Genomic DNA, 24,508 nt, shown 5'->3' on the forward strand with positions numbered 1-24,508 from the left:
GCGTCCGCCTCATGCGTGCTGTGAGAACGAAGGCCCTGCCGCCCATCAGGACGGCAGGGCCTCTGGCCTGCTGCTTCTTTGTGCCCCCGGCAGGATTCGAACCTGCGACACCCGCTTTAGGAGAGCGGTGCTCTATCCCCTGAGCTACGAAGGCGGGGGCTTGTAGAAAACCTTGTCGAAAATCCAGGGCGTGGATCTTCGGCAAGGAGAACAAGCCCGCTGGTCAGACGTGGTGTGGAGCTCTCTGCACTGCGGTTTGAGCAGACAGGGCGCCGTACCAACGACCGACCAGGGACAGCCTAGCGGATGTGTGCCAGTGGGCGTCGTCCGTATCGGAGGGGGTGAGCGGCATGGTCTGTAAGAGCGCCTCTGGCTTGCTGTTTCCTCAGCCTCGGCGGATGGTCGGGGACGCCGAGGGGGACATGGTTCGAGGGCGATAGGACCGTTCTGCTCTATGTGTATGGGTTGCCGTGGGCGTCGGGCGCCGACTCTCGTTGTCTGGAGCACCGACGGCGGGCTGCCGTTTCGGACGCGTTCAGACCGGGACCGCGGTTTCGGCGGCGGACCACGGGCCACGCTCGGCGATGAACCTCCGGTACTGGATGGACGGCAGCGTGGTGCTGCTGTCCCACGCGCGGATCTGGACGGCGCCCTCGACGATCTCCAGGCCCAGCAGACACGGGCCGGGTGCGCACAGCCCATGCACGGCCTGCACCGAGGTGAGGAAGTCGCGGGCCATGGCATGGGCCTCGGCGATCTCCGCGCTGCCCTCGAATGCGGCACCGGCCCTGATCAGACGGTCGGCAAGCGGGTCCTGGCCCTCATTTTGGGCAGCAGCATGCATGGAACCGCCTCACGTCCGAGGACCGAGGAGCGCCGCCCGCATACCCCCGGAACACCACAGCACGCGCCAACACACGAGATCACGGCGTCGAGGTGGGCCGGCCGCATCGGATGCCGGTGCAGCGAGGTCGGCCGTGCCCTTGTCAGCGGTGGCGGGGGCGGGGCAGGAGTGCGAACGCGGTTTCCGCGATCGAGGTGAGGCGGTCGGGGCTGTGGCCGTAGGCGCCTACGACATCGGTCCCGCGGATGATGGTCAGCAGGAGGTAGGCGAGGTCGTCGGGGTCGGCGTCGGGGTCGATGTCGCCGTTGCGCTGTGCCGCTCGCACGCAGTCGGCCACCGCTGTCCGGACTACGGAGAAGCAGTCGTTGGCCAGGCGTTTCACCTCGGGGTCGGAGGCGCCGATCTCCAGGGCCATTTTGGCGGCGAAGCAGGCCGCGGCCGTCCGGTCGGCGGCGGGGGGTACGTCGGGGGCGAGTGGTACCCCGTGGACGGCGCGGAGCAGGTAGGCGTGCAGTCGTTCCAGGGCGCCCTCGTCCGGTCCGGCGAGCATCTTCCGCGGACCCTCCCCGAGCCGGGCGAAGTAGCCGGCCATGGCCTGCAGCAGCACGCCGTGCTTGCCGTCGAACGCGGCGTAGAGGCTGCCGCGGCCCAGGCCGGTGGCGGCGCTGATGTCGTCGACGCTGGTGCCGTTGTAGCCCGAGGTGCGGAACTGCCGCTCGGCGGCGTGGAGGACGTGGTCGGGGTCGAAGCTTCGTGGTCTCGCCATACATCGAAGGTAAAGCCGACCTGCCGTATTTGACAACCAAGTACAGAACCACTAGGTTTCTGACTGTTCAGTCCACAACGGTCCTGAGCTCCCCGGACAGGCTGCGTGCGTGCCTGGCGCGATTGAGGGCAACCCATGCCTTCGAACTCCTCCGCGCCGCCCGGCGTGGCGACGCCTTCCAGGCCGGCAAGGCCCGGTCTGGTCCTCGCCATCCTGGCGACGGCGAGTTTCATCGCCGTACTGGATCTGTACATCACGAACGTCGGGCTGTCCTACATCGGCGGCGGTGTCCGCGAGTCCTCGCGGTCGAACCTGAGCTGGGTGCTCGGCGCGTACGCGATCACCTGCGCCGCTTACTTGCTACTTGGTCCGCAATGGCCGGACCGCGACGCTGCGAAGGCGGCTTGGAGGTTGAACTCATGACACAGGTGACCCAGCGACCGTCCTCTGGCGAGGACTCCCCGGCCAGGGGATCCCGGGCGAGCGACCGCGTCCGTCATTGGACGGTTCAGGCAGGCGGGCTGGAGGTTCCGATCCTTGAGGCCGGCAGCGGGCCGCTCGTGGTGTTCCTCCACGGGTTTCCCGACCATGCCGCCAGTTGGGCCGGGACCCTCGACCGTGTTGCGCGGGAGGGGTACTGGGCGGTCGCGCCCGCCCAGCGCGGATACTGGCCCGGCGGCGCGGCTCCCGACGGCTCCTACCGCATTGCCTCGACCGGCCAGGACGTCCTGGCCCTGATCGAAGCGCTCGGGCGCGAGCAGGCGGATCTCGTCGGCCACGACTTCGGCGCCGCGGCGGCGTACGCGGCAGCGAGCCTCGATGCCAGGCGTGTCCGCAAGCTGGTCACCATGGCGGGTCCCCATGGCCGTCAAACGATGAACGCGTTGGTCACCGACGGTGACCAGCAGCGACGCAGCTGGTACATGTTCTTCTTCCAGTCAGCCCTGGCGGAGGCGGCCGTCGAGCACGACGACTTCGCCTTCATCGACCGGCTCTGGCGGGAATGGTCACCCGGTTACGAGCTGCCGGACGCGGAGCGTGCCGCGCTCAAGGAAACCCTGGGTGCTCCCGGAGTGCTGACCGAGATCTTGGGCTATTACCGCCAGTTGTTCACGCCGCCGCCCGCGGACGAGGCGGCCCAAGCCCTGGAAGCCCGGGCCTTCGGTGCCATCACCGTCCCGTCGCTCTACCTCCACGGGGCCGACGACAACTGCTTCTCCGTGGAGGTGAGCGACGGCATGGACGACCTGTTCACGAACGGCTTCGAACGCATCGTCATACCCGGCGCGGGGCACTTCCCGCACCTCGAACAGCCCAAGACGGTCGCCGACCACATCGTGGGCTTCCTGAAGGGCTGACCCCCTCCACCAGTCACCCAGAACTCGAAGGGTTGACCGAACCATGACGGACAAGGAAAGGCAGGAGGCCATGGCTGTGGCGACTCCTCCGTACGCGAGCGACGCACTGGCCGAGGGGACCGTCGACGCGGTGGTGATCGGCGGGGGCGCCGCGGGGCTGAACGGTGCACTGATCCTCGCCCGCTCTCGCCGCTCGGTCGTCGTGATCGACAGCGGCTCCCCGCGCAACGCGCCCGCCCAGGCCGTGCACGGCCTCCTCGCCCTGGACGGCACCCCGCCGTCCGAGATCCTTCGACGGGGCCGGGAGCAGGTGCGCCAGTACGGCGGACGCGTCGTGGTCGGCGAGGTGGTCTCGGCCGAGCCTGCCGCCCCGTCGGCGGACGGGGACCTGCGGTTCACCGTCACCCTGGCCGACGGCCGCAGCATCACCGCTCGCCGCATCCTGGTGGCCACCGGCCTGAAGGATGTGCTGCCGGAGGTGCCCGGGCTCGCCGAGCACTGGGGGGACAGTGTGGTGCACTGCCCGTACTGCCACGGCTGGGAGGTGCGCGACGAGCCCATCGGCGTCCTCGCCACCGGACCGGTCTCCATCGAGCACGCGTATCTGTTCCGCCAGTTGACCGAGGACCTGACCTACTTCACCCACGGCACCGACCTGGATGAGGACAGCCGCGCCCGCTTCGCCGCCCGCGGCATCCGCGTCATCGACACCCCGGTCACCGAGGTCGTCAACGACACCGGCGGTGCCCTCGCCGGGGTGCGCCTGGCCGACGGGCAGGTCGTGGCCCGCCGCGTCGTCGCGGTCGCCGCGCAGCTGCAGGCCCGCACAAAGGGCCTGGAAGGTCTGGGCCTGCCGGTGCAGGACCTGCCGAAGGGCCGCGGTTTCGCCTCCGGCACGGCCGGCGCCACCGAGGTGCCGGGTGTGTGGGTGGCCGGCAACGCCACCGATCTGGTCGCCCAGGTCGGGGCCTCCGCAGCGGCCGGCGTACTGGCCGGCGCCGACATCAACAGGATGCTGACCATCGCGGACACCGACGCCGCCCTCCAGGAGATCGCCGAGGCAAGCCGCACAGCGGCCACTCGATGATCTTGAAGCCGTGAGATCTCAGCCCGTCACCCGCTCGCCTCACCTTCATCGGCGAGGAAACCGATCTGTTTTCCGGTCTGGAAGCTGATCAGCTTCCAGACGGTTTTCAGTCATGGCCGGCAAGCAAGCGGCAGGAGCGTCGCGCCGAGGTCGGCGCCACACTCCTCGACTTCCTCACCCACCTCGACGACTCCACATCCTCGGCTTCCTGCACGGCCGACCCACCCCCACCAGATGGAGGACACAACAATGACGGAACGCAATCCCATTCTGATCACCGGCGCCGGCGGCCAAATCGGTGGCGTGAGCAGGCTGATGGTCGACATGCTGCTCGAACAGGGCTACCCGGTGCGCGCGTTCGTGCGACGGGATGACGAGCGCGCGCAGTCGCTGCGCGAGGCCGGGGCCGAGGTCTTCGTCGGCGACCTGCTCAAATTCGCGGACGTGGCCGCCGCGCTGAAGGGTGTCCGGCGCATCTACTTCAGCATGAGCCTGTCGCCGTACTACGCCGATGCCCTCACCTTGATGGCCGCGGCGGCGCGAGCCCAGGGCGACATCGAGGCCTTCGTGCACATGTCCGACTACGAGCAGGTGTACATGACGCTCGAGAAGATGACCACACCGGATGAGGAGCGGCGTTCTTGGCTCGGTGGACTGGTCACGGACTGGTCACCGCAGCAGCGGGCGCACTGGGTCTGCGAGCAGGTGCTGGACTGGTCCGGCCTCCCGACCGTCAACGTGCGTGCGACCCTGTTCGTCGAGAACGCCTTGATCACCTGGATGCAACAGGGCCCGCTGAGCAACGGTGAACTGCGCCTGCCCTTCGGCAACCAGCGGCTCGCGCCCATCGCCGCTCACGACGTGGCAGAGGTGTGCGTGAAGATACTGGTCGACCCCGCACCGCACATCTCGAAGTCCTACGAGCTCACCGGTCCGGAGCTGAAGGACATGTACGGGTTCGCTGAGGACTACGCAGCCGCGCTGGGACGCCAGGTCACCTACATCCCCGAGGAATTGGACGCCTGGCACGAGGCCTTCGTGGACGAGACCTTCCTGCGGGAAACCCTGGGCGACTCCGCGGCCCAGCACGTGGCGGCGCACATGAGGACCCTGACCAGGCTGGTCGCCGGCGGGCGGTACGACGTCGTCACCGACCAACTGGAAACCCTGCTCGGGCACCCGCCGCGGACCATGCGGTGGGCGCTGCAGAACAATGCCCACCTGCGCGAGCTGGCGGTTGCTCCGAACCACTGAGCGCTCCGGAGCAGAACACGAGGTGGGGCGGGTCCCGCGTGAGGCAGCGGCCGCTGGGGCGTGATACGGGGGCTTCGGCTCGGCGTGACAAAATGGGAGGCCGTTCGTCCGTGCTTCGATGCTGCGAGGTTCTCCGTGAGCAAGCCCGTGGGCCGCGAGCCGCTGCGCCGTAATGCGCGGTCCAACCGGGCGCGCATCCTGGCCACGGCCCGTGAGGAGCTGGGGCGGAACCCCGATGTCACGCTGGAGGAGCTGGCGCGGGCAGCCGGGGTCGTCCGGCGCACCCTCTTCGGGCACTTCCCGGGGCGGGCGGCGCTGGTGGAGGCGCTCGCCGAGGAAGCCGCCGAGACGTTGCGGAACACGGTGGAGGCCGGGCCGGAGCCGGGGGAGTCGGCCGAGCAGGCGTTGGCGCGGTGCGTACTCCGGATGTGGCCCGTGGGTGACCGCTACCGCATGCTGCTGGCGCTCACCCGGCGGGACCTCGGCTCCGAGCGCGTCGCCGAGGTGCTCGCGCCGGCCCGGGAGGCCGTCACCGGGATCCTGGAGCGCGGGCAGCGGGACGGCGTCTTCCACTCCCATCTGCCGCCGGCCGTGCAGAGCACAGGCCTGATGGCGTTGATCGTGGCTCTGGTGGAGTCCGTCAACACCGGCGCGCTGGAGGACGACGGGCACCGGATCGCCACGGCCACCCTCATCGCGGCAGGCGTGCCGGAGGATCGGGCGAGCGCGGTGGTCGAGGAGGTTGCGTCGGCGCTGGCTGCGGCTCTTCCCGCCGACGGCACCTGATTTCTCTCCGGCCGAACCGTTCGACGTCGTCACGGCGGAAGGTGACCGACGTGCCGGAGAAGCGGGCGGTGAGGTTCTCCTTCCTGGTGGTGACCGAGCGCAGTCGGAGGCCGTCGGGGATGTTCCGCGGTGCGATCGGCTCGGCGAAGATCTGGCCGAGCAACTTCTCACCCGCCTCGGCAGGGCGACGCGGCCCGCGACCTTGAAGTCCTTGAAGGGATCCGGTCGCAACCGTAGCCCCAGGTCAGTTCCAGGCCCAGGGCGTCGGACAGGTCCGCGTACGGCTGGAAGACGATCGCCTCCGCCGAGCGCGCCCGGGCCTCGCTGTCGTCGTCCGACTTCGTCAACCCGTCCATCCGCAGGGCGAGTTCGCTCACCGGCAGCGGGCGGTCGGAACCGTCGGCGGGTTCGTGCGAGTACGAGTACGAAATCTCGCACTCCTGGTCACGGTCGTGCTCGGGGGCGGGGCGGTACGTCGGCCCTCCTCCGAAGGGCTTCAGGAGACAGGGAGTTGGGGGCGGCCATGTGTGAGTGCGAGTGGGGTACGGGCACGGGGTTTCAGACGGGACTCGGGAGCGACCCGGACTTCCGTACCTGATCGACCTTCGCGGCGGCGGCGCCCGGGGCGACTCCGGCGGCGATGAGGGTGGCGGTGGCGGCGCCGGTGCCGTCGTCGGACCACAGGCCGCAGTCGGCGCAGCCGAGCAGGGCCAGCAGTTGGGCCTCGATGGCCCGGCCGAGCGGGTCGGGCGGGACGGTGGTCTGGAAGACGCCCTGCCGGCGGCCGTGGGCGAAGACCCTCGTGGCCATGTCGCGGGCGGGGGTCAGCAGTTCGTCGACGCGTGCGCGTGCGAGGTCATGGCCGCGGGCCAGCCGGATCAGGGCACGGTAGCGGTCGCCGACGGGCCACATCACGAGGACGAATCGCGCCAGGTCCGCGACGGCGTCGGGGGTCGGGGCCGGGGCGCCCGCAACGGCGCGTCGGATCGCCTCCGCGGCCTCGGCGGCCAGGCCCTCGACGAGCGCGGCGCGGCAGGCGAAGTGGACGTACACGGTGCGCCGGGCCACACCGGCGGCACCGGCGATGTCCTCCAGGCTGCTGTCGGGGTCGCGGGTCAGTTCCCGCCGGGCCGCGTCGAGGATCCGGGCACGGGTGGCCCGCGCGTCCCGACGCGGCGCCGGAGGGGGCGGCGTCTCGTGGGGCCGGGCCGGAGATCGTCTCGGCCTCGTCGTCGGTATTCGTGCTGGTCGGCTCGTCACGTCGGTACCTCGAGGGCGGGTGTGGGGAGGGAGTCATCGCGATAGTTGCACATAGATGGGCAATAAACTAGTGTGCACATCGATGGGCAAATAAGAGCTTCCGCTCGTCCGCCCCGTCCCTCTCAGGAGCTATTGATGCCCTTCCTTGCAAACACCCCCGTGGAGAAAATGACCGGGCCGTACGCGCGGCGCTGGTGGGCGCTGCTCGTGCTGTGCCTGAGCCTGCTGATCACGGTGATGGCGAACACGTCGCTGATCGTCGCCGCCCCCGACATGACCACCGACCTGGGCCTGAGCAGCAGTGATCTGCAGTGGGTCGTCGACAGCTACACCGTTCCGTACGCGGCGCTGATGCTGGTGCTGGGCGCGATCGGCGACAAGTACAGCCGGCGCGGCGCGCTGGTGCTGGGTCTGCTGATCTTCGCCGCCGGTTCGGTGATGGGGAGCATGGTCGACGAGACCTCGCTGGTCATCGCGGCCCGCGCGATCATGGGTGTCGGTGCCGCGGTCGTGATGCCGGCCACGCTGTCCCTGGTGGTCGCGACCTTCCCTCGGAGCGAGCGGGCCAAGGCCATCACCGCCTGGGCCGCGACCTCCGGGGTCGCGGTAGCCGTCGGCCCGCTGGTCTCCGGCTGGCTGCTCGAGGACCACGCCTGGGGCTCGACCTTCCTGATCAACGTGCCGATCGCCCTCGTCGCCGTGTTCGGCGCGCTCGTCCTGGTACCGCCGTCCAAGGCGGAGGGCATGGGCCGGATCGACTACGTCGGTGGTCTGCTGTCGATCGTCACGGTCGGCTCCCTGATCTACGCCGCCATCGAGGGCCCGCACTCCGGATGGGGCGTCGGCCCCGTCATCGCCGCCGTGGTCGCCGGTGTCGGTCTGGTCGCCTTCGTCGCCTGGGAGCTGCGGCACCCGCACCCGATGCTGGACGTCCGAAAGTTCGCGCTGCGGCCCTTCAGCGGCTCGATGCTCGCGGTGATGTTCTTCTTCTTCGGCATGTTCGCCGTGATCTACTACTCGACGCAGTTCCTGCAGTTCGTCCTCGGCTACGGCGCCCTGGAAACGGGTGTACGGCTGCTGCCGCTGGGCGGTGCGGTGTTCCTCGGGTCCGCGCTGACCGGGATGCTCACCCCGAAGCTGGGGGTGAAGGTGATGGTCGTGACCGGCCTGGCCGTCGGCACGGCGGGCATGTTCCTGCTCACTCAGATCGACAAGGGGTCGACGTACGGGGACTTCCTGGTGCCGCTGATGATGCTGGGCCTCGCGCTCGGACTGGCCATCTCCCCGGCGACCGACACGATCATGGGCTCCTTCCCCGAGTCCGAGCTGGGCGTCGGCGGCGGTGTCAACGACACCGCGCTGGAGCTGGGCGGGGCGCTGGGCATCGCGGTGCTGGGCTCGCTGCTGGGCACGGCCTACCGGGACGAGCTGACCGACCTGGTGGGCAACCGGCTCCCGGGCGAGGCGATGGAGACCGCCAAGGACTCGGTCGGCGCCGGCCTGGCCGTCGCGGAGCGGGTCGGGCAGGATCCCTCCGCCGGCCCCCAGCAGGCCCAGGCCGCCGTGGACGCCGTCCACCAGGCCTTCGCCCACGGGGTCGCCCAGACCAGCCTCATCGGCGGGATCATCATGGCCGCCGGAACACTGATCGTCCTCGCGATCCTGCCGGGCCGGCGCGGGTTCGCGAAGAAGAGCGCCGAGCCGGGGGCCGGGACGACGGCGAGCGAGGCGGCGGTTGTGCGGGAGTACGCCGGGCCCATCCACTAGGGCGCGTATCGAGTCGTGATCTATCTGCGGGATTCGCTGTCGTGGCGGGGCCTGGAACGGTAGACCTTCTTGCGTGACACGCGTGCAACTGACGGACGAGGAATGGGAGTTCATCGAGCCGTACCGACCGATCGGCGAGTACGGCCCGTATCCCGAGCGGCTGCGGCAGCAGTTCGGGGGGATCTGGCGGCTCAAGACCGGCGGGCAGTGGCGGGAGATGCCGCAGGAGTTCGGCGCCTGGCCGACCGTCCACAACCGCTCCCGACAGTGGCGTGACGTCGGCGTCTTCGAGGCCCTGCTGGAGGGCCTGATCGCGGAAGCCGCGAAGCGGGGCGAGATCGCTCTGTCCCTGGTCAGCGTCGACTCCACCACCGCGCGCGCTCACCACGACGCGGCCGGGGTGCACCAGCAAGGTGAAACCGCGCCGAACGCGAGGGGCTCTCCTCCGCGGGCTTGTCGCCGAGCTGATGACGGCTGAATGCGGGGACAGCGACCGACGTGGGGCGACCGCCCCGATCCGGGCCGTCACATCTTGCGGAGAGAACGAAGGCGAGGAACTTACGGATCTCGCGGAGATCCGGCGCCTAGCCCAGCGGATGCGGGATCGGTCGTGGGCGGGTTCTCGTTTGCGCAGGTCAGGGGTGGCTGCTTGGCGGCGCGGAGGTGAGCTCGGCCGGGAGGCGTGGAGGGGGCCCCTGGGTCCAGACCACGTGGAGGGACGTGGCGGAGATGCGCCAGCCGTCGGGTGTTCGGACCAGTTCGGTGTCGGTGTGGCCGGCGGAGATGAAGACGTCGGCCGAGCCGTCCGCCAGGACGTGGGTGCTGAGCTGGGCGCCGCGGGCCGTGGCTCGGGAGCCGTCGATCTCGATGACGTTGTTGGTGCCGAGGTGGACGGTGCGGTCGAACAGGGCCATACCCTGGCGGACGCGGGCCAGCAGGGCGGCGCGGCCGTGGACGGTGCCGATGGGCATCTCCGCGGTGACGTCCTCGGTGTGGAAGGCGGCCGCCCACTCCTCGTCGAGGACGCCGTCGTCCAGGGAACGCAGATAGCGGTCCAGCAGGTCGGTGATCTCGGCGCGGTCGGTCAGGGTCTGCAGCCGGCGTTGCTGCCGACGCTGCGTCTCTTCGGTGTCCATGGGAGGAAGGGTTCTTCCTCAAGCGTGGTTGAGGTCAAGGGGCTCCAGCCGACCCCCGTACCTCGTCCCGTCACACCAACTCCCTCCCCGACCCGACCACGACCCCGTACGCATCCGCGATCGCCGCCAACGCCCCACGGTGCAGCTCGTCGGCGCTGACGTCGACGATCGACCTCGTGGCGCAGGTGTCCGCCGGGACCGTGGGAACGTTGCCGCGCAGGGCGGCCGAGGCGGAGGTGTAGGCGACGCACATGTGGGTCATGAAGCCGGCGATGATCACGGCCTCGTTCCCGGCCTCGTCCACGAGCTTGCCGAGGTCGGTTCCGTGGAAGGAGTCCGGGGCCTGCTTGACGACCACGGGCTCGCCGTCGACGGGGGCGACGCTGGGGTGGATGCGGCCGATGTCCTGGCGGATGTCGTAGAGGGAGCCCTCGCCGTCGTCGTGCTGGACGTGGATGATCGCGGAGCCGGCCGCGCGGGCCCGGGACAGCAGGTCCGCCGCGGCGTCCAGGGCGGGCTGCCAGCCGTCGAGTTCCATAGCGCCGCGGGTGTAGGTGTTCTGGTAGTCGACGAGGATGAGGGTCGAGGTCGCGAGGGCGGCCGGCGTGCTGTCGGCGCCGGCGAGGTCGCGCAATGTCTTGCTCGGCACGGTCTTCTCCAGGGGGAGGGGGCAGGGAAAGGTTCGGTGCGTGGGGATCAACAGTTCGTTGAGGTCGTTGTAGCCGTATGTGACGCTACGGTCCGGGCCGAAGCGTCCGCAATGACGTGGTAGTTGCAGAAACCGACTCCGGCGGGGGCGGAGCGGGTGTGGGAGCGGACGCGGGCGCGCGGCGCAGGGTGGGGTGGGGATCGTGAACCGGTTGATCGTGATCGTGCTGTTCGAAGGCGTCGACCTCCTCGACGTCACCGGGCCGCCGGAGGTGTTCTCGCTCGTCCCCGGGGAAGCCACCGGACAGGGCGGCTACGAGGTCGTACTGGCCGCCGAGACCTTGGAGCCGGTGACCACGGCGGCCGGGGTGCGGATTCTGCCCGACGTCACGTTCGACGAGGTCGGCGCGCGGGTGATCGACACCCTGCTGGTGCCCGGCTCGGTCGAGGTCGACAGCGAGCAGCGCGTCCACCCCGTCGCCGAACCCGGCACGGTGGCCCGGGTGAAGGCGCTGGCCGGACGTGCCCGGCGGGTGGCCTCGGTGTGCGTCGGGGCGCACATCCTCGCCGCCGCGGGGCTCCTCGACGGCAAACGGGCCACCACGCACTGGTCGACCGCGCAACGGCTCGCCGCCGACCATCCCGCGGTGCTGGTCGACCCGGATCCGATCTTCATCCGTCAGCAGGGTGAGCACGGGGAGGTCTGGACCGGCGCGGGCATCAGCGCCTGCCTCGACCTGTCCCTTGCGCTGGTCGCGGAGGACCTCGGCGAGAGCGTCGCGTTGCGCGTGGCCCGGCGGCTCGTGATGTATCTGAAGCGGCCCAGCGGACAGTCCCAGTTCAGCGTGCCGTTGGAGCAGGTCTCCACGACCCGGCGCGTCGAGGATCTGCGGCATCACATCCTGAACAACCTCGACCGCCGCCTCACCGTCCCGGACCTGGCCGCCCACCTCCACGTCGGGGAACGTCAGCTCACCCGGATCTTCAAGACCGAACTCGGTACGACACCGCACGCCTACGTCGAGTCGGCCCGGGTCGAGCGAGCCGCCGGCCTGCTGGAGACCACCGACGACACGCTGGAACGCGTCGCCTCCCGTTGCGGGTTCGGCACCGTCGACACCCTCATCCGGGCGTTCCGGCGCCGCCTCGCCACTACGCCGAGCGAGTACCGGGCCAGGTTCCGCGTTGACCTCAAGTGAACTTGAGATTTTACGTTGCCTCTACCGACCTCCCCTCACGGAGTCACGACTTCACGGAATCGAGGCACCCTCATGTCCACTCCCACGTCCCAGGCGTCCACGCCCCCGCTCAAGATCGGTGTCCTCATCGGCAGCGTCCGCCCCGGCCGCCTCGCCGACACGGTCGCCCGGTGGTTCGTGTCGGAGATCGGCCGGCGGGACGACATGGAGACCCATGTCATCGATCTCTCCGAACCGGCCCTCGCCGACCAACTCAAGCTCACCCTGGAGCGCTCCGACGCCCCGGGCGACGCGCCGGCCCTCGCCCAACGCATCGAAGGCCTCGACGGGTTCGTCGTCGTCACGCCGGAGTACAACCACGGCTACCCGGCCGCCCTGAAGCTGGCCATCGACTACGTCTACCGGGAGTGGCGGGCCAAGCCGGTCGGGTTCGTGTCGTACGGGGGCATGGCCGGCGGGCAGCGCGCTGTGGAGCAGTTGCGGCAGGTCTTCGCCGAACTGCACGCCGTCACCCTGCGCGACACCGTCAGTTTCCACATGGCCTGGGAGCGGTTCGACGACGAGGGCCATCCGTACGACCAGGACAGCACCGGCAAGGCCGCCGCCGTGCTGCTGGACCAGCTCGCCTGGTGGGGACTGACCCTGCGCGAGGGGCGCGCCGTCAGGCCTTACGACGGCTGAGCCCCCTCAATGCCTAACGGGCTCTGAAGGTCAACAGGCTTCACAGGCGGGCCCCACAGGCGGGCCCCACAGGCGGGCCCCACAGGCGGGCCCCACAGGCAGGACTCGCAGGCCGGCCTCACACCATCGCCACCCGCGCGAACCTCCCCGCCACCCGCAGATCCCCCTCCACCCGCCCCGCCGTCTCCACCAACACCGGCAGCACGTCCCGCACGCACTCCTCCACCGACCGCCGGGCGGCGTGCATCGCCACGTTCACCGCGGCGACGACCCGGCCCGTACGGTCCCGCACCGGTACCGCCACCGACCGCAGTCCCGCCTCCAACTCCTCGTCCACCAGGGCGTATCCACGTGTCCGTACGTCCTCCAGGGCGGCCCGCAGTGTCGCGGGGTCCGTGGTCGTCCGCGGGGTCAGCGGGGCCAGGTCGCCCAACTGCCGTTCGCCGGGCGGGAGGTCGGCCAGCAGAACCCGGCCGAGGGACGTCGCGTACGCGGGCAGGCGGGTGCCGACGGTGACGTTGACGCTCATGACGCGGCTGGTGGCGGCACGGGCGGTGTACTGGATCTCCTCGCCCGACGGCGTCAGTACCGCGAGGGACGCCGACTCGTGGACGCGGTCGGCCAGTTCGGCCAGGTGCGGGGTCGCGATCTGGGCCAGTGAGGTGCGGGAGAGGGGTGGGTAGCCGAGGGACAGTACGCGCGGGGTCAGCGCGAAGCCGCGGTTTCCCGACTGGCGTACCAGGCCGAGGTGTTCGTAGGTGATGAGCGCCCTGCGAGCCGTGGCCCGGGCCAGCCCGGTGGCGCGGGCCACGTCCGTCAGGGTCAGCTCGGCCCGGCCCTCGCCGAAGGCGGTCAGTACGGTCAGACCGCGCGCCAGCGACTCGACGAACTCCCTGCCGAGTTCCTGCTTGGAGGCCCCCGTCCAGACGGCGAGGTCCGCCGGAGCCGTGCCGGGACGCGGGTCCGGTGCCTCGCGCAGTTCGCGTTCCATCTCCGTGACCGTGGTCCGCAGCCGGGGGAGGAGCGTGTCGCGCAGGTCGGCGGCGGTGTGCCGGCTCGTGTGGCTCACCACGCTCGCCACGCACGCGATGCGGCCGCCCCCCGTATGCGGGTCACGCGGGTCGCGTGGAGCACGTACCGGCACGGACACCGCCACCAACCCCGGCTCGATCAGCTGGTCGTCCAGCGCCCAGCCGTCCTCCCGTGCGCGCGCCGCCCGGCGGGCGAAGTCCTCGTCGGAGGACAGGTGCTCCCGGGGCGGTACGGCCGGGAAGCCGCGGTCCTCCGGGTCCGCCGCCCGGCGTTCGTGCCATGCCTGCCACCGTGCGTCCGTCCACTCGGTGGCGAACAGCGGGCCCGGTGCGGTGCGTTCGGCCGGGAGCAGGTCGCCGATGCGGAAGCTGAGGGACATCGCGCGGCGGCGGGTTGCCTGGTGGATGAAGCGGATGCCGTCGCGGTCGGCGACCGCCAGGGAGACGGATTCGTCGAGTTCGTCGGCGAGCGCGTCCGCGTGGGAGGAGAGGAGGGCGGGCAGGCCGAGGGCGGACAGGTAGGCGTTGCCCAGTGCCATGACGGGGGGTGCCAGGACGACGTCGCGGCCGTCGAGGCGGACGTAACCCATGCGGGCGAGAGTGGCGGCGATTCGGTCCACCGTGGAGCGGGCGAGGCCGGTGGCTCGCTCCAGGCCGCTCGCGCTCAGTGTGCCGCCGGAGTCTGTCAGGTGCCGGAGCACCGTGACGCCGCGGATCAGTGGGGTGACCGCCTCGGTGGGTACGGGGTGGTCGTCCAGGGGTGTCTTCGCGGGCATCGGGTCTCCGGTACGGCGGTCTCGGCAGGGCCAACCGTAAGTGGTTCTCGCCCGCGCCGCCCCTACCCTTCCCATCCTTGAAGGGGCGCCGTCCCTTCCACCCCGGCAGAGGGCTCCGCCCCCTGGACCCCCGTCGGCCCGAAGGGCCTCGTCCTCGAACGCCGGACGGGCTGGATGAGCCAGACGACGTACGGGCCGAATGCGCAATGGCCTTACCCCCGCGTCACCCGCACCCGATACCCCCCGTCCAGCTCCGCCCCCACCACCTCCACCCGCACTCCCCGCTTCTCGTCCCGGAACTCCTCCCCCGGCACGAACGTCGCGTCCGAGAGTTCGGCGTGGACGTTCGGGCTGCGGGTGCAGCCGCCGCTGTCCTCGTGGGAGTCGAGGACCTTCACCGGGCCCATCCCGGTGTCGACGTCGGCGTCGACCTTGTAGATCAGGACGCCGGGACGGCACACGGCCTCGTCGTTGCCCTCGCGGGTGCGCAGTTCGACGGCGTAGCCGGTGCGGCGGTCCAGCGGTATGAAGACCAGCTTCGGGCCGCCCTCGCGGGCCAGCGGCGTGAGGGCGTACTCGGCGGTGCCGGGCGTGGCCGCGCAGCGGACCTGGGAGGCGTCCAGCCAGCCCAGCTTCCACTTGTGCCAGCCGAGCAGGTCGTTGTTGGCCCCCCAGTCCTCGCTCATGATGTCCCAGTGGCCGACCGCGCCGCCGCCCTCGGCGGTGTAGAGGTCGGGCAGGCCGAAGACATGGCCGTTCTCGTGAGGGAGGACCCGGTAGCCGGTGCGGTGGTAGGTGCCGGAGCCGTCGTCCTGGCGGGAGTAGACGAAGGACGCGTTGGTCACGGAGACGCCGTCGGCCACCGGAGCCTCCGCGTTGCCCGCGAACGTCACCGACAGGACCGTGTCCAGGGCGGAGGGGCCGGCGTTCGGGGTGACCAGCACGTTCAGGAAGTCGTACGAGCGGAAGTCCACCTTGGGATCGGCCGCGACCACGATGTCCTGGACCAGCTTGCGGTACCCGGGGTCGAAGGGTGCGCCGCGCTCTATGCCGTACGCCCGGAACGACTTGGGCATCCGGAGCCAGCGGGGGATCGGGGTCTCGGGGCGGTAGTCGAGGCGGCCGTAGGAGCTGGTGCGGAACCAGTTCTGGGTCTGCGGGAAGAACTCCGCGAAACGGTCGAGGGCCTTGCCCGGGCCGGGCGCGTCGGAGAAGTCGACCATCAGGGTGAGGGCGCGGACGGTGCCGGTGGAGCGGGCGTAGCCGCGAGTGGTGGGCATGCCCTCCGACATCTGGATGGTGGGTCGGCCGCTGATCAGGCAGGGGCCGAGTGCGGAGGGGGGGACCGGGGGCATCGGGCTCGCTCCGGCCGCCGTCGAGGTACCCGCCGTGAGGTGTCCGGTGCCTGCCGAGGTGCTGACCGCCAGGGTCAGGACGGTCACGGAGGCGAGGGCGGCCACACGGCGGGGACGTATCCGACGGCTCGGCTGCATGCATGGGCCCTTCAGTCCATGGCAGCCGCCGGACTGCGCGCTGCACCCTCTCGATCACCCTGTGTCGAGGGCTGTGCGGGCGCGCGCTGGAAGAGACCGAACGTGGGTTCTTCGGCCAATTGCTTGTGACTCAGGTCACATGAAATCTTCCGCGGGGCGGGAAATAACCGGGGACCCTCTCCCCGTTTAGCCCTGTGTCCGAGCGAAACGGGGACAGCTTCCCCGGATCGCCATCCAGCACCATCAGCAGCATCAGGAGTACGCCGTGCAGACCGTGACCCCCGTAACGCGCAAGGCGCCCCGGCCGCGCGCCGACGCCCTGCGCAACCGGGAGCGGATCGTCACCGCCGCCCGGGAGATGTTCGTCGAGTTCGGCCCGGACGTGCCGCTCGACGAGATCGCCCGCCGGGCCGGCGTCGGCAACGCCACGGTGTACCGCAACTTCCCCGACCGCGACGCGCTGGTCCGCGAGGTCGTCTGCTCCGTCATGGACCGTACGGTGGCGGCGGCCGAGCTCGCGCTCACCGAGACCGGGGACGCCTTCGAGGCGCTGGAGCGCTTCGTGCACACCGCGGCCGACGAGCGGATCAGCGCGCTGTGCCCGATGGTCCAGAGCACGTTCGACCAGCACCACCCGGACCTGGAGGCGTCGCGCGAGCGGTGCGAGAGCCTCGTCGGGGCGATCATGGACCGCGCCAAGGCGGCCGGCCAGCTCCGCTCCGACGTGGACGTCGGCGACCTCATGATCGCCGCGGCCCAGCTCAGCAGGCCCCCGGCGGGAACCGGGTGCGGCATGGCCGACCGCTATGTCCACCGTCATCTGCAGCTGTTCCTGGACGGACTGCGGGCCCCGGCCCGTTCGGTCCTGCCGGGCACGGCACTCACCATGGAGGACCTGCGTCAGGCCTGACCGGGCCGACGGACCGCTGACCGATCAGTTCAGGGCTCCACGGCAGTCATCACGTCACCGCATCACCACGTAACCAACTCACCGAACCGCATCTCACCGGTCGTCACAGCCGACGAGCCGTCCCCTTTTCTTTCACTTTTTCCGTCACGAAGTCCCGAAGTGGGTACCCCCATGTCCGAAACGGCCGCAAAGGCTCCAGGCAGCACCCTCGGTGCCGCCGATTCCAACCGCTGGAAAGCGCTCGTCTTCATCGCGCTGGCCCAGCTCATGGTCGTCCTCGACGCGACCATCGTGAACATCGCTCTGCCCTCCGCCCAGCAGGACCTGGGGATATCCGAGGGCAACAAGCAGTGGGTCGTCACGGCCTACGCCCTGGCCTTCGGTGGCCTGCTGCTGTTCGGCGGCCGGATCGCCGACCTCTGGGGCCGCAAGCGGGCCTTCGTCATCGGTCTCGGCGGGTTCGCCGCGGCCTCCGCGCTGGGTGGCGCGGCCACCAACGAGGCGATGATGTTCGGCGCCCGCGCGCTCCAGGGCGCCTTCGGCGCGCTGCTCGCGCCCGCCGCGCTCTCCCTGCTCGCGGTGATGTTCACCGACGCCAAGGAGCGCGCCAAGGCGTTCGGCATCTACGGCGCCATCGCCGGTGGTGGCGGTGCCGTCGGTCTGATCCTCGGCGGTTTCCTCACCGAGTACCTGGACTGGCGCTGGACGTTCTTCGTGAACATCCCGTTCGCCATCATCGCCGCGGCCGGTGCCTGGTACGTCATCCGTGAGCCCGAGGGCGGCCGCAACCGCTCCGCGCTCGACATCCCCGGCGTGATCCTGTCCACCCTCGGTCTGGTCTCGCTGGTCTACGGGTTCACCCGCGCCGAGTCCGAGGGCTGGGGCGACTCGATGACGGTCGGCATGTTCGTCGCCTCCGGCGTGCTGCTGCTGGCCTTCGTCCTCGTCGAGTCCAAGGTCAAGGCCCCGCTGCTGCCGCTGCGCGTGATCACCGAGCGCAACCGCGGCGGTGTCTACCTCTCGCTCGGCCTCGCGATCATCGCGATGTTCGGCCTGTTCCTGTTCCTGACCTACTACCTGCAGATCGTGAAGGGCTACTCGCCGGTCAAGACCGGCTTCGCCTTCCTGCCGATGATCGCGGGCATGATCACGGGCTCCACCCAGATCGGCACCCGGCTGATGACCCGGGTCGCGCCGCGGCTGCTGATGGGCCCCGGCTTCCTGGTCGCCGCGCTCGGCATGCTGCTGCTGACCCAGCTGGAGATCGGCTCGTCGTACGCGGCGCTGCTGCTGCCCGCGATGCTGCTGCTCGGCCTCGGCATGGGTACGGCGTTCATGCCGGCCATGTCCCTGGCCACGCTGGGCGTCAAGCCGCAGGACGCCGGTGTCGCCTCCGCGATGGTCAACACCTCGCAGCAGGTGGGCGGCGCGATCGGTACGGCCCTGCTGAACACGATCGCCGCCTCGGCCACCACGTCCTACATCGCCGACCACATCGGCGGTGCCGCCAGCCGGTCCCAGCAGCAGCTGGTCCAGCTGGAGGGCATGGTGCAGGGCTACACCAGCGCCATCTGGTTCGCCGTCGGCATCCTGGTGGTGGCCGCGGCCATCGCCCTGACCCTCGTCAACGCCGGCCGCCCGGGCGGTACGACGGTGGCGTCCTCCGAGGAGGGCGCGGCGGAGGAACTGGCGGTGCCGGTCGTCGCGCACTGACGACGACCGTCCGGCCGTCACTCTCGGGACCTGGCGTACGTACGGGGATGGGGACGCTCCGTACGTCGGCCACCAGGATCTGCCCCGGCTCCCTGAATGAGCGGTTCAGCGGAGCCAGGGCAGGTCCGCACCTGCTTCGCTCGGCTGCAGGCCCTCGGCGACGATCCGCATGATCTCGCCGAGGGCCTTCTGCTGTTCGGGGGTGAGCCGGTCGAACATCGCCTGCTGTACGGCCTCCACATGGCCCGGCGCCGTCTGCCGCAGCACGTTCTGGCCCGCGTCGGTCAGCACCGCGAACTGGCCCCGCTTGTCGTCGGGGCAGTCCTCGCGCCGTACCCAGCCGTTCTTCTCCAGCCGGGCGACGGCGTGCGAGAGGCGGGAGCGGGTGATCTTGGCGTACATCGCCAGCTCGGTCATCCGCAGCCGGCGGCGCGGTGACTCGGCGAGCTTGACCAGAAGGCCGTAGTAGACGTGCGGCATGCCGGCGTCCCGCTGGAGCTGGCGGTCCAGGTGGTCCTCGAGAAGCGTGGTCGCGTCGATGTAGGAGCGCCAGACGCGCTGTTGCTCGTCGCTGAGCCAGCGTGGTTCCGAGGTCGATGCCGTATTCATGTACTCCACTGTACGAGAGCTCTCCTTGAATTTTTAACTACCTGGGCGTACGGTCTTCTACAGGGAAGCTTTAGATTTGAAGCAAATCGGCTTCAAGCCCCCGGAGGGAGTCGCCGCCATGTCCGCCGCCACGCAGGAGCGCATGCCTGCCCTCTACCTCAGCCACGGCGCACCGCCGCTCGCGGACGACCCGATCTGGCCCGCCGAGCTCGCCGCATGGTCCGCCGAACTGCCCCGCCCGAAGGCGATCCTCATGGTCTCCGCCCACTGGGAGGAGGCTCCGCTCGCCATCGGTGCCACCGAGACCGTTCCTCTCGTCTACGACTTCTGGGGATTTCCCGAGCACTACTACCAGGTGACCTATACGGCCCCCGGCGCTCCCGGACTCGCCGAGTCCGTGCGGAAGCTGCTGCGCGCCCCCGGCATGCCCGTCCAGGACATCCCGGACCGTGGCCTCGACCACGGCGCCTACGTTCCGCTCGTCGAGATGTACCCCGCCGCGGACATCCCTGTCCTCCAGATATCCATGCCGACCCTCGACCCGGTGAAGCTCATGGAGATCGGCCGCAAGCTGGCGCCGCTGCGTGACGAGGGCGTGCTGATCGTCGGCTCCGGCTTCTTCACCCACAACCTGGCGGCGTTGCGCCAGGGCGGCATCCCCGCCTGGTCGGTGGAGTTCGACGACTGGGGCCGCCGGGCGCTGGAGACCCGTGACTGGGACTCGCTCCTGGACTTCCTCCACAAGGCCCCGGCCGGCCGCTACGCCCACCCGCGCACCGAGCACTTCGCCCCGCTGTTCGTGACGATGGGCGCGGCGGACGCGGCGGGCGAACTTCAGACCCCGCAGAAGTCGGTGATCGACGGTTTCTGGATGGGCCTGGCGAAGCGCTCGGTGCAGTTCGGCTGAGCCCCCCGGTCGCTCAGAGCTCCTTCTCGTACCAGGCGACGTCCCAGTACCGGCCGAACTTGCGGCCCACCTCCCGGTACGTCCCGACGTGCCGGAAGCCGAACCGCTCGTGCAGACGCGTGGACGCCTCGTTCGGCTGGGCGATCCCCGCGTAGGCGCGATGCACGTCCTCGTCCGCCAGGGCCTCGAACAGCGCCTTGTACAGAAGGGTGCCGATGCCCCGGCGCCCGGCGTCCGGGGCGACGTAGACGGTGACCTCCACGGAGGTCTGGTAGGCGGGCTTCGGTCGGAAGGCACTGGATGTGGCGTAGCCCAGAATCCGCTGTGAGTCGCCTGCGGGACCGTCCTCCACGGCAACCATCAACCGGTGCGGGCCGTCTTCAGGGTGGGAGAGCAGCCAAGGGCGGCGTTCTTCCGGCGTGAAGACGGCAGTATCGAACGTGATGGGCGTCTCACGTACATAGTGGTTGTAGATGTCGGTGAGGGCTTCGAGGTCACCCTCGGCTCCCGGCCTGACCTGCATCTCTGTGCGTCCCGACGACATCGTGCCTCCTCATGTGGCCGGACAGGGTACTGCAAGATCAGAAAAATAGGGGGGCGGGTTGGGAATTCTGTCCTGATTCCAGTCGTTGTTTCCATCGAACGGCGGGCACTCGAGAAGAGTCCCATCCGTTCACGAACCACCCGCCCGCCCCACTTCGCAAGGGAGCACGCATGGCAACCCGTGCCGTCGCCCGTCGTCAGTCCGCCACAGGCGAGGCCGTCGACGCGGCAAGCAGTGTTCGCGCCCATGGCGGCGAGATCGCGGACCGCGACCTGGTCGGCATGTACCTCGACGAGATCGCGCGCACGCCGCTTCTCGACGCGGCCAAAGAGGTCGAGCTGTCGCAGATCATCGAGGCGGGTGTGTTCGCAAGGCAGGTCCTCGACGGATACGAGGAGGCCAAGGCGGACGCCACCCGCGAGGAACTGGAAGCCCTGGTCGCCGACGGCGAGCGGGCCAAGGACATCTTCATCCGCTCCAACCTCCGCCTGGTCGTCGCGGTGGCCCGCCGCTACCCGCGCAGCGGTCTGCCCCTCCTCGACCTGATCCAGGAGGGCAACGCCGGTCTGGTGCGCGCGGTGGAGAAGTTCGACTACCGCAAGGGCTTCAAGTTCTCGACGTACGCGACCTGGTGGATCCGCCAGGCCATCACCCGCTCGATAGCCGACCAGTCCCGCACGATCCGCCTCCCTGTCCACCTGGTGGAGGAGCTCGGCCGGATCCGCCGGGTCCAGCGCGAGTTCAACCGCGAGCACGGCCGTGACCCGGAGCCCGCGGAGATCGCCGCCGAACTCGGCTCGAACGCGGACCGTGTCACCGACGTCCTGGACTGGGCCCGAGACCCGGTCTCCCTCAACATGTCGGTGGACGACGAGGGCGAGACCCAGTTCGGCGACCTCCTTGAGGACACGTCCGCGGTCTCCCCCGAGCAGTCCGTCCTCACCCTCCTCCGCAGCGAGGAACTGGACGACCTGATCGGCCGCCTGGACCAGCGCACCGCCTCCATCATCAAGATGCGCTACGGCATCGACGACGGCCGCGAGCGCACGCTGACCGAGGTCGGCAAGGAGCACGGCCTCACCCGCGAGCGCATCCGCCAGATCGAGAAGCACGCACTGCTGGAGCTGAAGAAGCTGGCCCGCAGCACGGGCTTCGACGCGGCGGCGTAGCGGACCGGGGGCGTGCGACCGGCTCCGCTCGCGTACGCCGGGTGGCGAAAGACCGCGCAAACATGGCGATGTAACGCCGCTTCAACCGCCAGACCCCCGGGAACAAGCCCTTAGGGCAAGGGAGTTCGGGCCCTGGATCCCCGGGGCCCCGACCCCGCACCACCCCCACCGACCACGTCCCGACGCACTCCCCCCGGCGCCGGGACTCTCCCCGAGCCGGGCTTCGGCGCCCATCCCCCCTGGGTGCCGGGCCCGGCTCCACCTCGCCTCACACGCTGGAAGGGCAGGCCACCCCGTACCTGAACCACGGGGTGGCCCACCCGAATGGCAGATTGTGCCACATGGGCATAGCCTGCCGAGCGTGAGCACCTCCCCCTCCCTCACGGAGCGTCGCAAGGCGGCGACCCGCATGGAGATCGCCCGAGCCGCGGCCGCCCTGTTCGTGAAGCAGGGGCTGCGGGCCACCCGAGCCGAGGACATCGCCCAGGCCGCGGGTATCGCGCCGCGCACCTTCTACCGCTACTTCGCCACCAAGGAAGAGGCGGTGGCCCCCCTCTACACGGCCGGCGCCACCCGCTGGACCGAGGCGGTCCGCGACGCCCCCGCCGACCTCCCCGTCCCCCAGGCCCTGGAACACGCCCTCCACCACACCCTGACCCCGGGCGCCGGCATCTCGGAGTCCTCCTGGCAATGGGTCCGCACCCTGGTCCGCCTCGCCATCTCCAACCCCGCCCTGCGCAAGGTCTGGTCCGAGGCCTGCCACGACTCCGAACGGGCCCTCGCCGGGGCCCTGGCGACGAGAACAGGCCAGGACAACGTTGCCGCGCTGAACTTCCCCGCCGCCGTGGCCGCCGCCGCGGTCCGGGTAGCCGTAGAAACCTGGGCCTCCGGCGACGCCCCCGCGGAGGGCCCCCAGGGCCCAGCAGCCCTGGCCGAGGCCAACTTGGCCGCGCTGAGGAACTTCCCGTGGAAGGACATGGGCGGGCCCGAGCAGTAGGTCGCCTGCGGGCCCGTCGTGGTTGGTCGCGCAGTTCCCCGCGCCCCTGGGGGTTGCAGTGGGCGGTGTGAAGGGCATTGGCTGGCGCGGGTGATAGGTCGTCTGCGGGTGCGTCGTGGTTGGTCGCGCAGTTCCCCGCGCCCCTAGGGGGTTGCAGTGGACGCACCCTGAGGCGACCGCGGCGCGAGGGGGAATGTCGGGGTGTCCGAGACGCGCCCGCAGTCGCCCATGGCGCGAAAGGGATGGCGGGGGCGAGACGCACCCGCAGCCGTCCACGGCGCGAAAGGGATGGCGGGGGCGGGACGCGCCCGCACCCGCGTACGGCGGCAAGGGGACGTGTCGGGGGGTGTCCGCCCGCAGCGGCGGGCGTCAACACACAGCACATCTCAAGGCAACCGAGCCGCCCGACCGAGGACGGACACCCCCCGGCACGGCCCCGACCCACCCCCTCACCGAACCGCGCTACGCGAACCCCCACCAAACCGCAACGGGCCGCCGCAGGCATCCCGGCTCGAACCGCCGGAGGCACCCGCAGGCATCCCCGCCCGAACCGCCGGAGGCACCCGCAGGCCTCACGTCACCCCGCCGCCCGACTCAACCGCCCCCCCAACTCCCGTACGCACCGCACCAGTTCCCCCGGCCCCTCCACCGAGAACTCACACCCCACCATCGCCAACCGCACAGCCAGCCACTCCACAGGCTCACTCACCACAGCCCGCACCCGACACCGACCCTCACCCACCGCCTCCGGCACCCCCAACCACCGAGGCAACCGAGCCCCCACGACCTCCACCCCCGCGGCGAACGTCACCACCACCTCGTACGTCTCCTGCCGAGGCCGGATCGACTGCCGCAAATACTCCGCCGCACTCCCCGTCGGCAACTCCCGCTCAGCGAACCGCACCCCCGTGGCGAACGGCTCACTCACCCGGTCGACCCGGAACGTACGCCAGTCCCCCCGATCGAGGTCGTACGCCACGAGGTACCACCGCCGCCCCGTCGACACCAGCCGATGCGGCTCGGTCACCCGCCGCGACCCCACCCCGTCCTTCGCCCGGTACGCGAACCGCAACCGCTCCCGCCCCGCCACACACGACGCCATCACGGTCAGCGTCTCGGGCGCGATACTCGCCCCGTCCCCACTGGTCAACGGCGTGGTCGCGGCCTGCAGCGTGCTCACCCGGTGCCGCAGCCGCGCCGGCAGCACCTGCTCCAGTTTGGCCAGCGCCCGGACCGACGCCTCGTCGACGCCCTCGACGGCGTGCCCCGCCCCCGCCCGCAACCCGACCGCGATGGCCACGGCCTCCTCGTCGTCCAGCACGAGCGGCGGCATCGCCTTGCCCGCGACCAGCCGGTACCCCCCGTCCGCCCCCATGCTCGCCTGCACGGGATACCCCAGCTCCCGCAACCGGTCGATGTCCCGCCGAACCGTACGCCGGGACACCCCGAGCCGATCGGCGAGCTCGCCGCCGGGCCATTCGCGGGGCGTCTGAAGAAGCGAGAGGAGCGTCAGCAGCCGTGCCGGAGTATCCGTAGTCATGAATCCGAGGATGCCGCAGAAATAGGACACGAT

At 70.4% G+C, this 24,508-nt stretch carries 24 protein-coding genes, 1 tRNA gene and 1 pseudogene; 14 read left to right on the forward strand and 12 right to left on the reverse strand.

The window, feature by feature from the left end; all coding sequences use genetic code 11:
- Positions 1-81: 81 nt before the first annotated feature.
- The 3 genes from ACFZBP_RS23265 to ACFZBP_RS23275 form a co-directional block, all read right to left on the reverse strand.
- Positions 82-154 (reverse strand) — tRNA-Arg (locus ACFZBP_RS23265).
- 381 nt (positions 155-535) lie between these two features.
- Positions 536-844 (reverse strand): hypothetical protein, encoded by a 309-nt coding sequence (locus ACFZBP_RS23270; RefSeq protein WP_391415728.1) that lies wholly within the window; start codon positions 842-844, stop codon positions 536-538.
- A 142-nt stretch (positions 845-986) separates the two neighbouring features.
- Positions 987-1,610, reverse strand: coding sequence for a TetR family transcriptional regulator C-terminal domain-containing protein (locus tag ACFZBP_RS23275; RefSeq protein WP_391415729.1), 624 nt, complete (start codon positions 1,608-1,610; stop codon positions 987-989).
- 135 nt (positions 1,611-1,745) lie between these two features.
- Between ACFZBP_RS23275 and ACFZBP_RS23280 the strand changes: the two genes are divergently transcribed.
- From ACFZBP_RS23280 to ACFZBP_RS23300, 5 genes are all read left to right on the forward strand, one after another.
- Positions 1,746-2,033, forward strand: a complete 288-nt coding sequence (locus ACFZBP_RS23280) for a hypothetical protein (protein WP_391415731.1) — start codon at positions 1,746-1,748, stop codon at positions 2,031-2,033.
- Complete coding sequence (locus ACFZBP_RS23285) at positions 2,030-2,968, forward strand: alpha/beta fold hydrolase (RefSeq protein WP_391415733.1); 939 nt, start codon at positions 2,030-2,032, stop codon at positions 2,966-2,968. Before ACFZBP_RS23280 ends, ACFZBP_RS23285 begins: the two co-directional genes overlap by 4 nt.
- 70 nt (positions 2,969-3,038) lie before the next feature.
- The gene (locus ACFZBP_RS23290) at positions 3,039-4,055 is read left to right on the forward strand and encodes an FAD-dependent oxidoreductase (protein WP_391416095.1); all 1,017 of its coding nucleotides are present in this window, start codon (positions 3,039-3,041) and stop codon (positions 4,053-4,055) included.
- Positions 4,056-4,304: 249 nt separating this feature from the next.
- Entirely contained in the window at positions 4,305-5,309 is a 1,005-nt protein-coding gene (locus tag ACFZBP_RS23295) for an NmrA family NAD(P)-binding protein (RefSeq protein WP_391415735.1), read from the forward strand.
- 135 nt (positions 5,310-5,444) lie between these two features.
- Positions 5,445-6,095 carry a TetR family transcriptional regulator gene (locus ACFZBP_RS23300; protein ID WP_391415737.1) on the forward strand — a complete coding sequence of 217 codons (651 nt, stop codon included), beginning with the start codon at positions 5,445-5,447 and terminating at the stop codon, positions 6,093-6,095.
- Between the two features lie 167 nt (positions 6,096-6,262).
- Here the strand turns inward: ACFZBP_RS23300 and ACFZBP_RS23305 are convergent, their stop codons facing one another.
- Both ACFZBP_RS23305 and ACFZBP_RS23310 read right to left on the reverse strand, forming a co-directional pair.
- On the reverse strand, positions 6,263-6,472 hold the full coding sequence (locus ACFZBP_RS23305) for a hypothetical protein (RefSeq protein ID WP_391415739.1): 210 nt from the start codon (positions 6,470-6,472) through the stop codon (positions 6,263-6,265).
- Between the two features lie 181 nt (positions 6,473-6,653).
- Positions 6,654-7,355, reverse strand: a complete 702-nt coding sequence (locus ACFZBP_RS23310) for a TetR family transcriptional regulator (RefSeq protein WP_391415741.1) — start codon at positions 7,353-7,355, stop codon at positions 6,654-6,656.
- Positions 7,356-7,490: 135 nt separating this feature from the next.
- Between ACFZBP_RS23310 and ACFZBP_RS23315 the strand changes: the two genes are divergently transcribed.
- Together ACFZBP_RS23315 and ACFZBP_RS23320 are read left to right on the forward strand one after the other, a co-directional pair.
- Positions 7,491-9,122, forward strand: coding sequence for a DHA2 family efflux MFS transporter permease subunit (locus ACFZBP_RS23315; protein WP_391415743.1), 1,632 nt, complete (start codon positions 7,491-7,493; stop codon positions 9,120-9,122).
- A 73-nt stretch (positions 9,123-9,195) separates the two neighbouring features.
- Positions 9,196-9,525 (forward strand): annotated as a pseudogene (locus tag ACFZBP_RS23320) (transposase); the annotation flags it as partial.
- Positions 9,526-9,757: 232 nt separating this feature from the next.
- On the opposite strand, the gene ACFZBP_RS23325 reads toward ACFZBP_RS23320, so the two are convergent.
- Both ACFZBP_RS23325 and ACFZBP_RS23330 read right to left on the reverse strand, forming a co-directional pair.
- Positions 9,758-10,258: a nuclear transport factor 2 family protein gene (locus ACFZBP_RS23325; RefSeq protein WP_391415745.1), complete on the reverse strand. Its 501-nt coding sequence runs from the start codon at positions 10,256-10,258 to the stop codon at positions 9,758-9,760.
- A gap of 70 nt (positions 10,259-10,328) precedes the next feature.
- On the reverse strand, positions 10,329-10,907 hold the full coding sequence (locus ACFZBP_RS23330) for an isochorismatase family protein (RefSeq protein WP_391415747.1): 579 nt from the start codon (positions 10,905-10,907) through the stop codon (positions 10,329-10,331).
- 193 nt (positions 10,908-11,100) lie between these two features.
- On the opposite strand from ACFZBP_RS23330, the gene ACFZBP_RS23335 reads away from it, so the two are divergent.
- Together ACFZBP_RS23335 and ACFZBP_RS23340 are read left to right on the forward strand one after the other, a co-directional pair.
- Positions 11,101-12,105 carry a helix-turn-helix domain-containing protein gene (locus ACFZBP_RS23335; RefSeq protein WP_391415749.1) on the forward strand — a complete coding sequence of 335 codons (1,005 nt, stop codon included), beginning with the start codon at positions 11,101-11,103 and terminating at the stop codon, positions 12,103-12,105.
- A gap of 72 nt (positions 12,106-12,177) precedes the next feature.
- The gene (locus ACFZBP_RS23340) at positions 12,178-12,786 is read left to right on the forward strand and encodes an NAD(P)H-dependent oxidoreductase (protein WP_391415751.1); all 609 of its coding nucleotides are present in this window, start codon (positions 12,178-12,180) and stop codon (positions 12,784-12,786) included.
- 118 nt (positions 12,787-12,904) lie between these two features.
- On the opposite strand, the gene ACFZBP_RS23345 is transcribed toward ACFZBP_RS23340, so the two are convergent.
- Together ACFZBP_RS23345 and ACFZBP_RS23350 are read right to left on the reverse strand one after the other, a co-directional pair.
- On the reverse strand, positions 12,905-14,593 hold the full coding sequence (locus ACFZBP_RS23345) for an IclR family transcriptional regulator C-terminal domain-containing protein (protein WP_391415753.1): 1,689 nt from the start codon (positions 14,591-14,593) through the stop codon (positions 12,905-12,907).
- 212 nt (positions 14,594-14,805) lie between these two features.
- Positions 14,806-16,086, reverse strand: a complete 1,281-nt coding sequence (locus ACFZBP_RS23350; RefSeq protein WP_391415755.1) for a M6 family metalloprotease domain-containing protein — start codon at positions 16,084-16,086, stop codon at positions 14,806-14,808.
- A gap of 265 nt (positions 16,087-16,351) precedes the next feature.
- On the opposite strand from ACFZBP_RS23350, the gene ACFZBP_RS23355 reads away from it, so the two are divergent.
- The gene (locus tag ACFZBP_RS23355) at positions 16,352-16,996 is read left to right on the forward strand and encodes a TetR family transcriptional regulator (RefSeq protein WP_391415757.1); all 645 of its coding nucleotides are present in this window, start codon (positions 16,352-16,354) and stop codon (positions 16,994-16,996) included.
- Between the two features lie 171 nt (positions 16,997-17,167).
- Complete coding sequence (locus ACFZBP_RS23360) at positions 17,168-18,709, forward strand: DHA2 family efflux MFS transporter permease subunit (protein WP_391415759.1); 1,542 nt, start codon at positions 17,168-17,170, stop codon at positions 18,707-18,709.
- Positions 18,710-18,814: 105 nt separating this feature from the next.
- Here the strand turns inward: ACFZBP_RS23360 and ACFZBP_RS23365 are convergent, their stop codons facing one another.
- Positions 18,815-19,318, reverse strand: a complete 504-nt coding sequence (locus tag ACFZBP_RS23365) for a MarR family winged helix-turn-helix transcriptional regulator (protein ID WP_383447827.1) — start codon at positions 19,316-19,318, stop codon at positions 18,815-18,817.
- Between the two features lie 118 nt (positions 19,319-19,436).
- Here ACFZBP_RS23365 and ACFZBP_RS23370 point away from each other — a divergent pair, with 118 nt between their 5' ends.
- Positions 19,437-20,225 (forward strand): dioxygenase, encoded by a 789-nt coding sequence (locus ACFZBP_RS23370; RefSeq protein WP_391415762.1) that lies wholly within the window; start codon positions 19,437-19,439, stop codon positions 20,223-20,225.
- Between the two features lie 13 nt (positions 20,226-20,238).
- On the opposite strand, the gene ACFZBP_RS23375 is transcribed toward ACFZBP_RS23370, so the two are convergent.
- A complete protein-coding gene (locus ACFZBP_RS23375; RefSeq protein WP_391415764.1) occupies positions 20,239-20,769 on the reverse strand; it encodes a GNAT family N-acetyltransferase in 531 nt (176 codons plus the stop codon).
- Between the two features lie 170 nt (positions 20,770-20,939).
- Between ACFZBP_RS23375 and ACFZBP_RS23380 the strand changes: the two genes are divergently transcribed.
- Positions 20,940-21,938: an RNA polymerase sigma factor RpoD/SigA gene (locus tag ACFZBP_RS23380; protein WP_062722278.1), complete on the forward strand. Its 999-nt coding sequence runs from the start codon at positions 20,940-20,942 to the stop codon at positions 21,936-21,938.
- Positions 21,939-22,347: 409 nt separating this feature from the next.
- A complete protein-coding gene (locus tag ACFZBP_RS23385; RefSeq protein ID WP_383448519.1) occupies positions 22,348-22,935 on the forward strand; it encodes a TetR/AcrR family transcriptional regulator in 588 nt (195 codons plus the stop codon).
- A 577-nt stretch (positions 22,936-23,512) separates the two neighbouring features.
- Here ACFZBP_RS23385 and ACFZBP_RS23390 read toward each other — a convergent pair.
- The gene (locus tag ACFZBP_RS23390; protein ID WP_383447840.1) at positions 23,513-24,475 is read right to left on the reverse strand and encodes a helix-turn-helix transcriptional regulator; all 963 of its coding nucleotides are present in this window, start codon (positions 24,473-24,475) and stop codon (positions 23,513-23,515) included.
- Between the last annotated feature and the right edge of the window lie 33 nt (positions 24,476-24,508).

The organism is Streptomyces sp. NPDC008086 (assembly GCF_042957325.1).
In the GTDB taxonomy this organism is placed as follows: Bacteria; Actinomycetota; Actinomycetes; order Streptomycetales; family Streptomycetaceae; genus Streptomyces.

What these genes read in the sequence shown, in the direction of transcription:
- ACFZBP_RS23270 (WP_391415728.1), bottom strand. Translation starts at nt 844, where the DNA reads ATGCATGCTGCTGCCCAAAATGAGGGCCAGGACCCGCTTGCCGACCGT.
- ACFZBP_RS23275 (WP_391415729.1), bottom strand. Translation starts at nt 1,610, where the DNA reads ATGGCGAGACCACGAAGCTTCGACCCCGACCACGTCCTCCACGCCGCC.
- ACFZBP_RS23280 (WP_391415731.1), top strand. Translation starts at nt 1,746, where the DNA reads ATGCCTTCGAACTCCTCCGCGCCGCCCGGCGTGGCGACGCCTTCCAGG.
- ACFZBP_RS23285 (WP_391415733.1), top strand. Translation starts at nt 2,030, where the DNA reads ATGACACAGGTGACCCAGCGACCGTCCTCTGGCGAGGACTCCCCGGCC.
- ACFZBP_RS23290 (WP_391416095.1), top strand. Translation starts at nt 3,039, where the DNA reads ATGGCTGTGGCGACTCCTCCGTACGCGAGCGACGCACTGGCCGAGGGG.
- ACFZBP_RS23295 (WP_391415735.1), top strand. Translation starts at nt 4,305, where the DNA reads ATGACGGAACGCAATCCCATTCTGATCACCGGCGCCGGCGGCCAAATC.
- ACFZBP_RS23315 (WP_391415743.1), top strand. Translation starts at nt 7,491, where the DNA reads ATGCCCTTCCTTGCAAACACCCCCGTGGAGAAAATGACCGGGCCGTAC.
- ACFZBP_RS23325 (WP_391415745.1), bottom strand. Translation starts at nt 10,258, where the DNA reads ATGGACACCGAAGAGACGCAGCGTCGGCAGCAACGCCGGCTGCAGACC.
- ACFZBP_RS23340 (WP_391415751.1), top strand. Translation starts at nt 12,178, where the DNA reads ATGTCCACTCCCACGTCCCAGGCGTCCACGCCCCCGCTCAAGATCGGT.
- ACFZBP_RS23345 (WP_391415753.1), bottom strand. Translation starts at nt 14,593, where the DNA reads ATGCCCGCGAAGACACCCCTGGACGACCACCCCGTACCCACCGAGGCG.
- ACFZBP_RS23350 (WP_391415755.1), bottom strand. Translation starts at nt 16,086, where the DNA reads ATGCAGCCGAGCCGTCGGATACGTCCCCGCCGTGTGGCCGCCCTCGCC.
- ACFZBP_RS23360 (WP_391415759.1), top strand. Translation starts at nt 17,168, where the DNA reads ATGTCCGAAACGGCCGCAAAGGCTCCAGGCAGCACCCTCGGTGCCGCC.
- ACFZBP_RS23365 (WP_383447827.1), bottom strand. Translation starts at nt 19,318, where the DNA reads ATGAATACGGCATCGACCTCGGAACCACGCTGGCTCAGCGACGAGCAA.
- ACFZBP_RS23370 (WP_391415762.1), top strand. Translation starts at nt 19,437, where the DNA reads ATGTCCGCCGCCACGCAGGAGCGCATGCCTGCCCTCTACCTCAGCCAC.
- ACFZBP_RS23375 (WP_391415764.1), bottom strand. Translation starts at nt 20,769, where the DNA reads ATGTCGTCGGGACGCACAGAGATGCAGGTCAGGCCGGGAGCCGAGGGT.
- ACFZBP_RS23380 (WP_062722278.1), top strand. Translation starts at nt 20,940, where the DNA reads ATGGCAACCCGTGCCGTCGCCCGTCGTCAGTCCGCCACAGGCGAGGCC.
- ACFZBP_RS23385 (WP_383448519.1), top strand. Translation starts at nt 22,348, where the DNA reads ATGGAGATCGCCCGAGCCGCGGCCGCCCTGTTCGTGAAGCAGGGGCTG.
- ACFZBP_RS23390 (WP_383447840.1), bottom strand. Translation starts at nt 24,475, where the DNA reads ATGACTACGGATACTCCGGCACGGCTGCTGACGCTCCTCTCGCTTCTT.